The organism is Glaciecola sp. SC05, assembly GCF_041380235.1.
In the GTDB taxonomy this organism is placed as follows: domain Bacteria; phylum Pseudomonadota; class Gammaproteobacteria; order Enterobacterales; family Alteromonadaceae; genus Glaciecola.
The window spans coordinates 73,359-87,999 of record NZ_JBGIYY010000003.1 but is presented as its reverse complement, the minus strand read 5'-3'; the positions used below and the strand labels follow the sequence as shown (position 1 = coordinate 87,999).

Here is a 14,641-nt window from a genome sequence, read left to right as displayed (position 1 = left end):
CGTGAAGGTATTAGTTAACTATCTCGACTGCACCACTGTTGATGGAAACAAAACAGGCAAGCGCATTGCCCAAGTCACTCTGAATAAGCCAAAAGCATTAAACGCCCTCGACTTAGATATGGTCAATTTGATGTTAGATGCTTTGGCGCAGATCCGCCGCGACGATTCCGTGCAAGCGGTGTTGCTTGACAGCGAAGGCGAAAAAGCCTTTTGCGCTGGCGGCGATATTGTCTCAATGTATCATGCTATGAAAGAGCACAGACCCAAAGCAAAAGGCGATTTAGAGGCGCCGACACCCGGCTTTTTACAAGACTTTTTTACCCAAGAATATCGCCTAGACTACTGTTTACATACCTTTCCTAAGCCGGTGATTGTATGGGGCAACGGTATTATTATGGGCGGCGGTTTAGGTTTGTTTACCGCATCTCAAATAAAATTAGTTACTGAAAGCGCGCGCATAGCCATGCCAGAGATTAGCATTGGCTTATTCCCAGACGTCGGTGGCAGTTATTTTTTAAATCGCTTACCGAAAGGTTTAGGCTTATTTTTAGGGCTAACGGCGGCGAGCATTAACGCGCAAGATACCTTATCAATTGGTTTGGCCGATGCCTTGGTTTTACATGAGCGTAAAAGCGATTTTTTACGTACACTGTGCCAATTGCCAAGCGTAAATAAATTATCCGTTGTCGAATTAGCCAACGCATATTCGCCAGCCGATGATGCGGTATCTGATGGCAAGCTAGCAGCTATCATGCAGCCACTTAGCAAGCTCGATGAAGCAACAAGCCTGCACGATGCTTCCCAGGTATTATCACAGATAGTTGCCGAACACCCTGAAAACACTTATCTAGCAAAAGCCCTTAGTAGTTTTGAACGTGGCAGCGCGATCACGGCGCACTTGGTATTCGAACAACTTCATCGCGCCAAGCAAATGAGTTTAGCAGATTGCTTTAGAATGGAACTGAGCATGGCCTATACCTGCGGTGCGTTAGGTGAATTTGAAGAAGGCGTACGAGCACTGTTGATTGATAAAGACAACCAGAGCGCTTGGCAGTATGTGTCGATTGATGATGTGCCAGAGGCGACCATTAATGCGCATTTTACCCGATTTGACGATGTACCCAGTGAGTCACACCCCCTTGCTCGCCTAGAGCAGGATTTTGGCCTATGAAGTCAATAGGTGACTTTTCAGCATAAGCTTGAAATGTGGTTTGTGAGTGAGCGGTAGTAAACCATGACGCTAAAAATAAGGACGAAACATAATATGCAACACATTGCTTTTTTTGGTTTAGGAAACATGGGCGCAGGCATGGCCGCAAACTTGCTCAAACAGGGCTTTGAAGTCAGGGTGTACGACTTAGTAGAAAGTCAGGTAGATGAACTTGCAGCCCTCGGCGCGTATCCTGCGGCCACCCCCGATGAGGCGGTCAAAGATGCTGATGTGATCATAAGTATGCTGCCTGCAGGGCGTCACGTCTCGGGTTTATATTTTGGCGATGCTAGCGATCATACAAGTGGGATCAGCAGTGCCGCTAAGCCTGGCTCGGTATTTATCGATTGTTCCACTATTGAAGCGGAAACTGCCCGTACGCTCAACACCCGTTTGGTAGATTTGGGCTTTGCCTTTGCAGACGCGCCGGTATCTGGTGGAGTAGGCGGCGCTAAAGCGGGAACGCTTACCTTTATTGTAGGCGGTGAGGCTAAGACCGTTGAGACAATTCGCCCAGTGTTGGAAGCAATGGGCAAAAATATCTTTCATGCTGGCGATGCGGGCGCAGGACAAGTGGCCAAAATATGCAACAACATGCTTTTAGCCGTATTGATGGCCGGAACCAGTGAGGCACTAAAGCTCGCTATGGACAACGGCATTGATGCTAGCGTAATGTCAGAAATTATGAAAAAAAGCTCTGGTAACAACTGGACATTGCAAACCTATAACCCTTGCCCAGGCGTCATGGAAGGGGTGCCTTCATCAAACGATTATCAAGGCGGTTTTATGGTGGATTTGATGAACAAAGATCTGAATTTAGCAATGGCCACCGCAGCGACGCATCAGTCGGTAGTGCCGATGGGTTCATTGGCCAAGTCTTTGTATCAACTGCATGGTTTAAATGGCCATGGCAAAAAAGACTTCTCTAGCATATTTACCGCATTTCAGCCTAAAAATTAACCCACAAAGAGGCATTACCTCATGGCGAACGACGCAAATTATAAGAAACGCAAAATCGGCGAGCATGCACTGAAGCCTGAAACGATGATGATGTCATACGGTTATGATCCACAGTTTTCTGAAGGCTCGGTAAAACCTCCTGTATTTTTGACCTCTACCTTTGCTTACCAAACACCAGAAGAGGGTGAAGAGTCCTTTCATATAATGGCGGGTCGCAAGCCGGCCCCAGAAGGTAGTGTTGGCGGCTTGATATATAGCCGTTTTAATCATCCTAATGTCGAAATTGTTGAAGACCGCTTGTCGCTTTTTGAAGGCTCCGAGTCTTCAGTGGTTTGTTCAAGCGGCATGGGTGCAATTAGCGCGATTATGCTAGCGTATTTGCGCCCCGGCGATGTGATTGTGCAAAGCGCGCCACTTTATGGCGGCACTGAAACCTTAATCCGTAAGTTTTTACCTGAGTTTAATATCCACACCGCAGAATTTCATGATGGCTTAGACGAGGCCGAGATGCTTGCTTCACTTCGCGAAGCGAGTAAAAAAGGCAAGGTAGCGATGGTGTTTGTTGAATCACCGGCAAATCCCACTAACTCTTTGGTGGATTTTGAAGCCTTAAATCGCGTATTAGATACCCTTGAACAAGAAACAGGACATCGCCCAATTAGCGTGTGTGATAATACCTTGATGGGACCGGTCTTTCAGCAGGCCGTGCCGCAGGGTATCGATATGGCGATGTATTCGCTGACCAAATATGTGGGTGGCCACAGCGATTTAGTGGCAGGAGCAGTATGCGGTAGCAGAGCCATGCTGCGTCCAGTGCGTGCTACTCGCGGTGCGCTAGGTCTGAATCTCGACCCGCATACCAGTTGGATGATATCGCGCTCATTAGAAACCCTGAGTATTCGTATGCAGCGTTCGGCTGATAGCGGCTATAAAGTCGCCAAGTGGATTGCTGAAAACGATTATATTGAGGCTGAAATTTTGCACCCCGATTTTATTCAAGAACCCGCTTACCAAACTGTTTATAAGCGTCAATGTTCGGGCCCAAGCTCTACGTTTTCTTTTGTGCTCAATATCTCAAAGTTAGAGGCGTTTAAGCTCATCAACAGTTTATCTATTTTTAAATCAGCGGTGAGTTTGGGCGGCAGCGAAAGCTTGGTATGTCATCCCGGCAGTACAACTCACTCTGGGGTTCAAGCTGAGCTTCGCGATAAGTTTGGCGTAACGGATGGATTGATTAGACTGTCAATTGGCTTAGAGCATCCAGACGACTTAATTGCCGATTTGGATCATGCGTTTAGTGTAACCTTTGGCAAAAATTAGCCGCACAAGATGTGTTTTAGTTTTTTAATTAATGCAGCTAAGTAAGTTGATGCGATAAAAACAACATAAACGGCATCTACAATATCGGTAATTTGTAGATGCCGCTGATACGTATTTATGTAGATGCCGCTGATACGTATTTATGTTGTGCTACGTTTATCTAAATTGTTCGCAGATCAAGGGTATAGAGTGATGCTTTTGACGCATGTAATTCAACTATGTCAGCTTGCGCGCCAATGCGATCTGGTCTGTTTACTAATCGTTCAGCCACCCGTTCTCTAGCTTCTTCATCGTTGCTTGGTATGCCATCATATTTTTGACCTATAAGCTTCCAATTTACAAATTCAAAAGCATGCACAACTGCGTTTGTCGCCGAATCGATGATTTCAATATGTAGGGGTGAATGTGCCCTGATGTGAGGTTGTAGCCCCCAAGGGTTATCAAATAGGCGATAACGAATGCCGGCAATAGAGGTATTATCATTAACCTTTTTCAAAGGCACACGGATACCGTTGACTGTCGCGCTTAAGCCAGCTGTTCCCAAATCACCTTGCGCAAGTAGTTCTAAGCGATCAGTTGTGCTGTCTACCACTCTTCCGGTGCCTTCATGCTCGCCCATTACTGGCCAAGGCTCGATAGCGTGACGTAGTGTCCAGTTGACATTGCTGCTGCCAATTGGGGTAGTAAACTGGGTAATAAATGGAAATCTAAAGTCGATTTGTTCATCAAATACGTCGTCTTGGAAAGAAAATCCATGCTCATTAAGGTACGCAATGACCGTGCTTAGGTCTTTGCGTAAAAAGTAAGGCAACATATATTGGTCGTGCAGCGCTTCACGCCATTCGATCAATGGCGAGGTAAATGGACGTTCCGCAAAACAGGCGGTTAAGGCCCTTAACAATACGTTTGCGGCCAACAGTGGCTCGGCGGTAGGCACCATTTCAAAAGCTCTGAACTCAATTAAGCCACTTCTGCCATTGCCAGTATTAATATTATAGAATTTATCTACACTTAGCTCGGCGCGATGGGTGTTGCCATTCCAGTCCATTAGAAGATTACGTAGCAAGGCATCGATCATTACTGGATCACCGGGTAGCCACATATTCTCAATGCCGCGTAGCGTAATTTCTAGCTCATAGGGCAATTCAAAGGCACTTTCGTCTACGCGTGGTGCCTGACTTGATGGGCCAATAAACAATCCGCTAAATGCATACGATAGAGCAGGGTGCTGCTGTAAAAAGCGCAAAAAACTGCTCAGTAAGTTTGGGCGTGCAATAAACGGATTGTTGGCGATGTCTGGACCACCTAAAACAATGTGTGCGCCACCACCAGTGCTGACCTTACGCCCACTGAGTTGGTATTTATGCGCACGCATACCAATTAATTCTGCGCTTTTGAAAAGCCCGTCAATCACTCTTTCAAAATCCGGCCAGTTGTCGGCTGGCGGTAAATTCACTTCAAGCACTCCTGGATCTGAAGTCAATGCCATAGACTCAAGGTCGTCTTCATTAGGCGGGGTATATCCCTCTAAGCGAAGTGGCGGCAATTTAAGCTTGTGAGCGAGTGTTTCAATAGTCCTGACCAGTTCAGCAAAACATGCAAAGCTTGGCAATGGCGGTAAAAAAACAATTAACTCTTCGTCTCTAAGCTCAACAGAAAGGCCTCTGCGAATAGCATCGTCTGGCAGTCGATGTAGAGGGAGTCTGAGACCCACGGGGCTGTCACCCGGAAAAAGAGTTAAATCATCACCGTCGGGCAGAATCCATTCCCCCGTAGACCACTGCTCACCATCGTGGTCGAGTGGGAGTACCCAACCGGCGGGCTGGAAATAAGATTGCCATTTTTCATCGATGTCGTCTGGAAGTGGGCGTGAAATAAACGCGCGTTTTTTACGACTAAAACGAGGCAATAGATGTGTCGTTTCATCCGAGCCAATCGACTTAAGCTTGGCTTCCAGATCCTCATAGGCAGGCAGACTTGTGTCGTGCAGGCCTAAGCTATGAGCTAGTTCAGCAATAAATTGTTTGGGCATCGCTGGGTCGCCAGCTTCGATAGAGTCTTGACCTAAGCGTAAACGACTCAAATCGTTCCACAGTGGTTTCTCGGTGCGCGATTTATAAATACCAATTTGCCAACGCGGCAGCGGTTCACCCGGATAGTGCTTACCGAAAGATTGCAATATCACCGCGCCTTTGAATTGCGTCGTGGCAAGTTCTTGTGCTAATAGTCGGGCATATTTTAACTTTTCAGGGCCTAAAGCGGCTAGGTTCCATTCAGGGGCAGTAGTATCGAGTGGAACGAAGGTTGGTTCGCCGCCCTGAGTTAATATTAAATTTTGCGCGGCTAATTTTTCGTCTGCCAAGCGCCCCTGGGCACTGATATTAGTTTTCAATTTGATATCCACATTTAGTTAGTTGATGACTTGAGCGTTGATGATCACAGTCATGTCTTTAAACAATGACGCATCACCCAGATAACTGCCCCGAATTGGGGTAGCTTGGTTGGGGTTTCGCGTGGTTGCAACACGCACGTGTAAGCCTGCGGCTAAAATGCCGCAAGTTGGGTCAAATCCTTTCCAGCCAGCCCCAGGAAGGTAAACCTCTGCCCAAGCGTGGGTTGCATTCGCCGCCACCTCAGTGTCTTCTTGCTCTGAACTACACAAGTATCCACTGACAAATCGTGCGGCTAAACCCATATGTCTGGCCGCCTCCATAAACAATAATGCAAAATCTCGGCAACAGCCGGTACCCAAAGAAAGTGTTTCAGCTGGGCTTTGCACACCTGCTTCTTCTCTGCGGCCATAGCCAAAGTTGGCAGCAATATATTCATTTAATGCCAGTAAAAACGGCAGTGTTTTAGCTGTGCTTTGCGCATCTAAAAAAGGGCCTAGCCACTTTTCAATTGCCTTGTGTTGCTCAGGATATTGTTTGATTAAAAAAGGCGCTAAATCAGTGGTGATATCGCCTCGGTAGTCAAAGGGAAGAATATTAGTATATGCTTCAAGTGAGAAATCAAAAGGATTCAGGGTAAACTGCTCGACGATGTATTCAGAGCTTATGATGAGTTCATCGGTTTTTTCGGTAAAATTGACTTGTGTCACCGAATTATTAAATACATCGTGCTCCCAACTCAGTTTATGAGCAGGGCTTATTTCGATTTTTTCAGAGCGAATTTGCAGTCCATGGCTCTCCACAGGCCTTAGCATAAGGAGATGATTGGTCAATTCGACGGGACGAATGTAACGATAGATATTGGTGTGAGCTATTTTTAATTTCATCGGGCATTGTAAATCAGTTTTGAAGCGTAAAGAAGGCTTTGCTTACTTATGGGAGCAAAAATGATCATATCAGTTGCGGATAATAGTCGCAGTTCAAGGGGTTTATGGAGTGGGTCAAAAGATTCGAAGAGACAATCATTCTCAACAAAGTCGATGTCTTGCTTATGCTCACTCATTCAGCATGTTTACCCTAGTGCAGCGATAATCGTGCTCCGAGTATCACTCGGCTCAATAACAGCGTCAATCTCTAACATCGTCGCCACTTCGATGGCTTTCCCTTTTTCGTATTGCTGAGCCAAAAGTTTGTCGAACAGCGCCTGACGTTTTTTATCGTTAGTTTGTTCGGCCAGTTCTTTTTTGAATCCAAGCTTTATTGCTCCCTCTAGTCCCATAGGGCCAAATTCACCTTGAGGCCAAGAAAGCATATAGCTTGGCTTAGATGTGCTGCCTGAGAGCATCGCCTGAGCGCCTAAGCCATAACATTTACGTATTACTACGGCGATAAAATCTATCGATAAATTAGCACCTGTAGTAAATAATTGGCTCAGATGACGCACAGCGCCACGTTTTTCATGCTCGGGGCCAACCATAAATCCCGGAGTGTCGCACAGTGAAACGATTGGGATACAAAATTGCTCACATAAATTCATAAAGCGATTCACTTTATTGGCGGCGTCTACATCGATTGCGCCACCGAGCACCTTACAATTGTTCGCTATGAGGCCAATGGGTTTGCCTTCGAGTCTTGCAAAACCTTGGATGATGGCCCCGCCATATGCGGCTCCAAGCTCAACAAATGAATTTACGTCGACCACTGCATTTATTATTTTGTAGACGTCATACACATAGCGTCTGTCTTCGGGTAACACGCTGTTTAATACGCTAGTATCCGGGGCTGCCCATGTTTTGCTTGCTCCCTGAAAGAAGCCTAAACATTTTTTGGCTAGTTCTATACCTGCGTTTTCGTCCTCTACAACTATGTCGACGACACCATTGCGCGCCTGCATGTCGATCGGGCCAATCTCTGCGGGAGCGAATTTACCTAAGCCGCCGCCTTCAATCATTGCTGGCCCTGCCATACCGATAGACGATGTTTTGGTTGCGATAGTAATGTCAGCAACACCAAACAGCGCAGCGTTACCTGCAAAACAATAGCCATTGTTTAACGCGATGCGAGGCACTTTTCCACTGAGGCCTGCCCACTGAGCAAAGGTAGCGCACTGCAGCCCTGAGTTGATAGTGGTGACGTCGGTATCGCCGGGGCGTCCACCGCCGCCTTCGGTAAGCATAATAACGGGCAAGCCTTTCTTGGCCGCGATGTGCAACAGACGGTCAACTTTTAGATGATGAAAATACCCTTGCGTGCCGGCCATAACCGAATAATCGTTTACGATCAGCGCCGTATTGTGCGAGCCCGATGTTACCTCGCACAACTCGATGCTCTTAGTATTTATTGCAGTAACCCCTGTAATAACCCCATCGGCTGCCGTTTCAGTTTGTAAATCTTCATACGATTTACGCTGTCTTTGAGCCGCAACTGCAAGTTGCCCATATTCGTTAAATGGATTGCCATCGCACAGTTTGCTGATGTTTTCACGAGCTGTGTTATAGCTTTTTTGATGGCGCTTTGTGGCTTGTTCAGCTCTGTGTAAATCGCCAGTGTTAGCTAGTCTAGTGCCTAACTCGGAATTGGGTTTGTCGGCCTTTTTCGTCATGAATATACTTCCTAGTTAAACTTGCTCAAGTGCATGCATTACATCATTCAACAGGTCGTCAGGTCTCTCGCAGCCCACACTAAATCGAATTACGCCGTCGGCAATTTTATCGGTGCCCCATCTTGCGCGGCGTTCGGCTGTGCTGTGAACACCGCCAAAACTTGTTGCTTCGTAAACCAATTCACAGGCTTGCAAAAATCTGTCAGCGGCTTCTTTGCTGGCGAGTTCAAAGCTGATAATAAATCCAAACAATTTTTGCTGCCTTTGCGCGACAAGGTAAGAAGGGTCTGAAGGTAACCCTGGATAGCGAACCGTTTTAACTTTTGCATGAGAACTTAAGGCCTCAGCTAAAAGCAAGGCGTTATTACACATTCGTTCAAGCCTTACATCTAATGTGGATAAACTTCTATGTACTAACCATGTTTCCATTGGTCCGGGAATATTGCCTGAATATTTTCGCCAGTCTCGCATTTTACTGCACAGTTGAGCATTTTGAGTAGCTACGTGCCCAAATACGACATCACTATGCCCATTGACCGCTTTGGTGTCGGCGCACATCGAAATATCTGCACCTAAGGCTAATGCTTGCTGGCCTAAAAAGGTGAGAGTGGTGTTGTCTATAGCAAGTATCCCGCCTTGTTTGTGCAGTTTATCTGCAGCAGCGCTAATATCAAAAGTATCGAGCATTGGGTTGCTCGGTGTTTCTAGTAAAGCAATGTCGATTGAAGCAAAATCAAAGCTATCGATATCAGCCGTCGCGACTGTTCGTAAATGCACGCCAAATCTGACCAAGTACTGTTCAGTGTAATATCTGACTGGTGCGTAGCCGTCTGACGGCAATAAGATAGTGTCGCCTGGCTTTACTAAGCTAGTTAAAATTGCAGCGGCCGCCGACATGCCTGAAGGGAAGATAATGGTTTCGCCACCCTCTAAGGTCGCTATACCTTGTTCTAAAGCAGTCCAAGTAGGCTGACCGAATCGACCATATTGATAGCTCTGTGAACCGACCTCACCCGACAAATGAAAAGTACTGGCAAACTCTGGCCCTTTGCGAAAAGCCTCACCATTTTTTGGCGCTGGCGCACCAGCATTGACGGTTAAGGATCCGAGAGAGGGTTTGTGCGGCATTAGGTGTTCTCTTGAGGAATTCATTATTGAGATTTAGAGTAGCACACTGCTTTAGGAATCGAGAAATTGTTGATTTTATTTGGCGATTAAATGTCCCAATTTAATACGAATCTGCATTGCAGCAGAGTGCAATGCTCAGATAAGTTAATCAAATTGGCCTATGCTTTGGTTTAGGTGCTTAAAAATTTCCGGTATGTATGCAAGATATCAGGTTGTTCCCAATGCAGAAAATGGCCAGCCCCTGGCACAAGCTTATATACACAATCAGAGATTCTTTTGGCGGCATCACGAATACCTTGATGATCTAAAATCGCATCGTGTTCACCACTTATAATTAAGGTCTTGGCCTCAATTTTAGATAGTTCAATGTATTCTTCTATATGGTCACATTGCTCCACGAATACGCAGTGTTCGTAGAAACTCATAAACTGCTCTCGATCCATATTGCCGAACTGCTCAACTATTTGTCGTTTCTGTGAATCGGGGATCTGTTGTCCAAAACTCTTTATCATGAGTGGTGCTATTTGGTCGAGACGATCCTCATCGTATAAAGTTTTTCCTTGATGGATCACGCTTAATATTTCTTGATTCGGTTTGACTCCAAAACTACCCAGAATCATTTTATCGACTAATTTAGGATGGCTGGCTGCAATAGCCGCTGACACGATAGTGCCCCAAGACGCCGCTGCTAAGACGACTTTTTCATCTCTATTGGTTGCCTGAATTACCCCTAACAAAACATCTTGTTGCTCTTGAAAAGACGCAGCGGGCGATCCCTCTAGAATAACCGCTCTGCCTTGGCCTGGAAGGTCAAATAAAACAACCGAGTAGTCAGCTACAAAATGGCTTACAAAACTTCGCCATGCCGCCATCGTTTGCTTAGCGCCGCTAATGCACACAATGGTCTTGTTAGATTCTCCATAAACGCGATATGGGACTAAGAACCTGCCGAGTTGAAGTTCACCTTTTTGTATTTTCATCGTTTTAAGGTTTCTGCCTAGTTAACTGGGGCCCAAACTGGGCATAGAATAAGCGTTGTCTATCACAATTAATAGCAGGATAAGCAGAATGTTTTATAAGGTTTTTACCGTTAAACGTTATGCACCTTTTGCAATCTTTAATCAGTGAGTTACTTTGCTATTCAATTTATTATCAATATTCAGCCTCGATAGCTACTTGCTGAAGTTTTCTAAATGCCTGATTGAGCGACTTAACATGTTGATATCGATATCAATCAAGACTTCAGAATGATCACGAATATCGGTCACTTCATAACTACCGTCTTTGGCTACTTCGGTTAGGTAAGGCGCCTTGAAATAAACGATATTTTCACCCATGGTACTGACCAACCAGTCTCGTGTTGGTACTTGCAGTGCTTGACCTGTAGAGAATCGATAAACATCAGCTAAACACTCAAATTCTCGCACGACCGTTGGCGCAATATCCTCATTGGTAGAGGCCTGCGTACTATCCACGAAATTAGAGTACAAGCGGTATACATCGGTTTGTGGCGCTTGAGCAATGACCATAATGCTTGCGCTGTTACTTAAGGATTCTAAGGCTATACTTTGCATCTGTTCGGCATTCACCAAACCAATATAAAGTCCGGTAGGCGCATTCGTTAATGCTTCACTAAAGGCCTCCCAGTCTTGTTCTGAGCCATCATCAATGCTGTAGGTAATATTAGGTACAGAAAAGGCGTTCAGTAAATCTAGCATAACCGGCATTGCGCTGGTCCGTGCAATTAAATTTGCTGGGATACCATATTGTAACTGACTGAAAAAGCGAGCCGATGAACTTTGCGTATTTAAATGAAAAATATTTGCAGTCAGGTTTTGCAGAAGCGCCGAATCAATTGCGTCGGTGCTGGCGAGCACAACGACTTTTTTATCGCTGTTAACGCTGCAAAAAACATTCTTAGGCGGGTAGATAAACTGATTTGAAACTCCTTGCAGCTGAAGCTCTTCTCGCTGCTGTCTATCTGCCAAGTCGAGCAAACCAGAGCGAGCCATTAGCGTTTTAGCTGTAGCCGGGTAGCTAAGTGGAAACATATTGTCTTGTTTGAGAACCGGTGTGTAGAGCTTGGCGTCAGCCCAAACATGAATAGCGTGACTCGAAATAAAGCAAATAACAAAAGCAATGGTAAAATACGAGCCAATGCGTAAACGCCCAAGTCGATGCATGCGCTTGTTTATTGCATTGGCGATCACAAGTTGAAACATTAACCATATGATAAAGAGCAAGGCTAAGTAAAACCATTGAAGCCAGCTAAATGCGCTAACCTGAACTTGTGTCTCGCTGCGCAACAAGGCCGCGGAGCTCAAAGTAATATGAAACCCTGTGTTGTTAAAAATGAGCGCGTCAAATGCCAGCAAGGCCAAACCTACCGCCGACACAACCGAGGCGATACCACGCAAAACTCGCATATTTGTGACTTGATAACAAAGCGGTAAAATAATCAGGACAAAGACTAAGAAAGTAATGAAGCTGATATGCCCAAACCAAGTCGTAAGAGTGTAAATGATACTCAAAGGGGTATCTGCAATAGGTGCAGAAAATAAGTAAATTGAAGAGATAGCGATGGCCATGAAAATATTGGCTAACGCAAACCAATGGCCCCATGCAACTTGCTGTGTTATTTGTTTGCGTCTTGGTGACTCGGTATAAATCATATCAGCTTATTTATTCTTATTATGTAGTGTCATTTTATGTTTTAGTCGTTTGCGTGCTTTTTTTCAATATTTTACAAAACTGTTCGACCATTACGTCACGATCATTTGGATTAACCTGATTTGTGAACACGGTGGCCAATACGTTTCCTAGCGCCATTATAGACAAATCTCTGGTCGCTTTGTTTTTCTCAATTGCCACAAATATGTCCTGCATCAGTGCCTCAAACTCTTCATTACTATATTTAGACTGAATTGGCATGTATTTGTCCTATGATTTTTAGGTGAAAACTCGGTACAATTGAGCAAAGCGTCGCATCTATTAGCTTAAAGTATAAAGGCAGATAGCGCGAACACCAACTTTTGTTGCATTGATACTGAATTTTAGCCCAGTGGCTTATATATCAGACAACTATTAACCATAAGGTTCTTTTATTTTTATGAGCGCAAACGTTCAGCAATTTGTTGTGCACAGGATCCTGCTTACCAACGACGGTAAGCTTAATTTTTTGCCCCGTGGCAGCTGTTTTGAGGTCACGCCAGAAATCATCAGTCTATGCGGGCAACTGCATAGTACCTTCAACACAAAACCAGGGAAAGGTGTAGGGGGCTTTGAACAGACTCAAGAAAATCCAGTCAAAGACTTGTTGCCCGATATGATAAGCGGTGCGCTTGATTTTCAAGAGTTTAGCTTGATCGCGGGTAAACATCTGCTTGATACCATTGTTAATGAAGCGATGTTAGAAACTGGCTTTGTTATTTTTAATCGCTATGAATACCTTGCAACCGACTATTTGATGATAGCAATGCTCGACACAAAAGAGCACGTTGAAGTAAATCAGCATTTGGAGATTAGTCAGAGTCAGCATTTAGATCTATCCAGAATGCAAATAGCAGTGCGCATTGATTTAACCCAATTTGATGTGAACAACGAACAAAATCGCTATATCAGTTTTTTAAAGGGGCGTATGGGTCGAAAAGTGGGCGACTTTTTCATGCAGTTCATTGGTTGTGAAGAAAAAGTCGACATCAAACAGCAGAATAAACGCCTGCTGCATGAGGTTGATGAATACCTCTCGAGCGAACAATTAGACAAAGCCGAAAAGCAACAGCATCGCGAAGCCTTGGCCGATTATTACAAAGAAAAGGTCAACCTTGGTGAAGAAGTTCAAATTACTGATTTAGACCGAGTCCTGCCGCGTCAGGGGTCAAGTGAATACGGCTTCTCGTCGTATAACGCAGCATTGCCACAGCCGATAGAAAGCCAGTTTCAGCCAGATCGCAGCATGATGACGGCGATGAAAAAGTTTTCAGGTGCGGGCAATGGCGTGTCGGTCAGCTTTGATAGAAAATTACTGGGAGAGCGCGTGCATTATGACGTGCACAATGATGTGCTTACCATTAAAGGCATACCACCAAACCTTAAAGACCAACTGACTAAATCCGTCAACAGCGAGCCTGATGAATGAAGTTATTTGTAAACGATTTAACCGTAATGGATTTTTCTTACTTGTGCCCAGAGCGCGGCATGGTAGGGGAGAGCTGGATTGTTGATATTATCCTCGACGGTGGGTTGAACGAAGAGAGCATGGTGCAAGATTTTGGCATTGTTAAAAAACAGCTTAAAAAGCTGATTGACGAATATGTCGACCATAAATTAGTGGTGCCCGCTGATTATAGCAAAGCCACGATTGCTCATGATCAAACTCAGGGACGTATTGCTGTCGACTTTATTTTTGGTAATCAGCAGTCTATTCATTTACTTTGCCCGCCTGAAGCCTATGCTTTTGTATACGACACCAGTGTAAATATGAACTCGGTGACCGCTTATTTAAAAGATGTAATCAAAACTCACCTGCCTGAAAATGTACAAGGTATTGACATTTTGCTGCGTGCAGAAGTGATCGACTCGCCGTATTATCATTACACCCACGGTTTAAAAAAGCATGATGGCAACTGTCAACGCATTGCTCATGGTCACCGCTCAAAGGTAATTGTGCTTGAAAACGGTGAGCGCAGCGAAACCTATGAGCGCTATTGGGCTGAGCGGTGGGCAGATATCTACATCGGCACCAAAGAAGATTTGGTCAGCGTAGCTGATCTGACTCTCCAAGCAAATATAAGTGATGAGTCGCACTTCTGCTTCGCCTACGAAGCATCGCAAGGGGAATTTGAAATGGCCATTCCGAAAGTCGTATGCGAAATCATTGAATATGATTCAACGGTCGAATGTTTAGCGCAACATATGTTAGATGAGCTGCAAACCATGGCTCCGTCTACGTTCTTGGTTAGGGCATTTGAAGGTGTCGGCAAAGGAGCGATGATTGGAAATTAATAGTATAAATAGAACGTTAGGTGCAGC

The 14,641-nt window shown here is 45.1% G+C and carries 12 protein-coding genes; 5 read left to right on the top strand and 7 right to left on the bottom strand.

What is annotated here, in order from left to right:
- Nucleotide 1: 1 nt before the first annotated feature.
- The 3 genes from AB9H30_RS03670 to AB9H30_RS03660 all read left to right on the top strand — a co-directional run bounded on the left by AB9H30_RS03670 (nucleotide 2) and on the right by AB9H30_RS03660 (nucleotide 3,490).
- Entirely contained in the window at nucleotides 2–1,171 is a 1,170-nt protein-coding gene (locus AB9H30_RS03670; RefSeq protein WP_371193290.1) for an enoyl-CoA hydratase/isomerase family protein, read from the top strand.
- Nucleotides 1,172–1,264: 93 nt separating this feature from the next.
- Nucleotides 1,265–2,170, top strand: coding sequence for a 3-hydroxyisobutyrate dehydrogenase (mmsB, locus tag AB9H30_RS03665; RefSeq protein ID WP_371193289.1), 906 nt, complete (start codon nucleotides 1,265–1,267; stop codon nucleotides 2,168–2,170).
- Nucleotides 2,171–2,191: 21 nt separating this feature from the next.
- On the top strand, nucleotides 2,192–3,490 hold the full coding sequence (locus AB9H30_RS03660; RefSeq protein ID WP_371193288.1) for a cystathionine gamma-synthase family protein: 1,299 nt from the start codon (nucleotides 2,192–2,194) through the stop codon (nucleotides 3,488–3,490).
- A gap of 160 nt (nucleotides 3,491–3,650) precedes the next feature.
- On the opposite strand, the gene AB9H30_RS03655 is transcribed toward AB9H30_RS03660, so the two are convergent.
- The 7 genes from AB9H30_RS03655 to AB9H30_RS03625 form a co-directional block, all read right to left on the bottom strand.
- Nucleotides 3,651–5,882, bottom strand: a complete 2,232-nt coding sequence (locus tag AB9H30_RS03655) for a transglutaminase family protein (RefSeq protein WP_371193287.1) — start codon at nucleotides 5,880–5,882, stop codon at nucleotides 3,651–3,653.
- Between the two features lie 18 nt (nucleotides 5,883–5,900).
- Nucleotides 5,901–6,767, bottom strand: a complete 867-nt coding sequence (locus tag AB9H30_RS03650; RefSeq protein ID WP_371193286.1) for a transglutaminase domain-containing protein — start codon at nucleotides 6,765–6,767, stop codon at nucleotides 5,901–5,903.
- Between the two features lie 185 nt (nucleotides 6,768–6,952).
- On the bottom strand, nucleotides 6,953–8,482 hold the full coding sequence (locus tag AB9H30_RS03645) for an acyl-CoA carboxylase subunit beta (RefSeq protein ID WP_371193285.1): 1,530 nt from the start codon (nucleotides 8,480–8,482) through the stop codon (nucleotides 6,953–6,955).
- Nucleotides 8,483–8,497: 15 nt separating this feature from the next.
- The gene (locus tag AB9H30_RS03640; protein WP_371193284.1) at nucleotides 8,498–9,610 is read right to left on the bottom strand and encodes a cystathionine gamma-lyase; all 1,113 of its coding nucleotides are present in this window, start codon (nucleotides 9,608–9,610) and stop codon (nucleotides 8,498–8,500) included.
- Between the two features lie 170 nt (nucleotides 9,611–9,780).
- On the bottom strand, nucleotides 9,781–10,590 hold the full coding sequence (locus tag AB9H30_RS03635; protein WP_371193283.1) for an alpha/beta fold hydrolase: 810 nt from the start codon (nucleotides 10,588–10,590) through the stop codon (nucleotides 9,781–9,783).
- A 192-nt stretch (nucleotides 10,591–10,782) separates the two neighbouring features.
- Nucleotides 10,783–12,282 (bottom strand): DUF3413 domain-containing protein, encoded by a 1,500-nt coding sequence (locus tag AB9H30_RS03630; protein ID WP_371193282.1) that lies wholly within the window; start codon nucleotides 12,280–12,282, stop codon nucleotides 10,783–10,785.
- Nucleotides 12,283–12,316: 34 nt separating this feature from the next.
- Complete coding sequence (locus AB9H30_RS03625; RefSeq protein WP_371193281.1) at nucleotides 12,317–12,541, bottom strand: DUF1414 domain-containing protein; 225 nt, start codon at nucleotides 12,539–12,541, stop codon at nucleotides 12,317–12,319.
- A gap of 178 nt (nucleotides 12,542–12,719) precedes the next feature.
- Here AB9H30_RS03625 and yejK point away from each other — a divergent pair, with 178 nt between their 5' ends.
- Together yejK and AB9H30_RS03615 are read left to right on the top strand one after the other, a co-directional pair.
- Complete coding sequence (gene yejK, locus AB9H30_RS03620) at nucleotides 12,720–13,748, top strand: nucleoid-associated protein YejK (protein ID WP_371193280.1); 1,029 nt, start codon at nucleotides 12,720–12,722, stop codon at nucleotides 13,746–13,748.
- Nucleotides 13,745–14,614, top strand: a complete 870-nt coding sequence (locus AB9H30_RS03615) for a 6-carboxytetrahydropterin synthase (protein ID WP_371193279.1) — start codon at nucleotides 13,745–13,747, stop codon at nucleotides 14,612–14,614. The genes yejK and AB9H30_RS03615 overlap by 4 nt, the downstream gene beginning before the upstream one ends.
- Nucleotides 14,615–14,641: the final 27 nt, after the last annotated feature.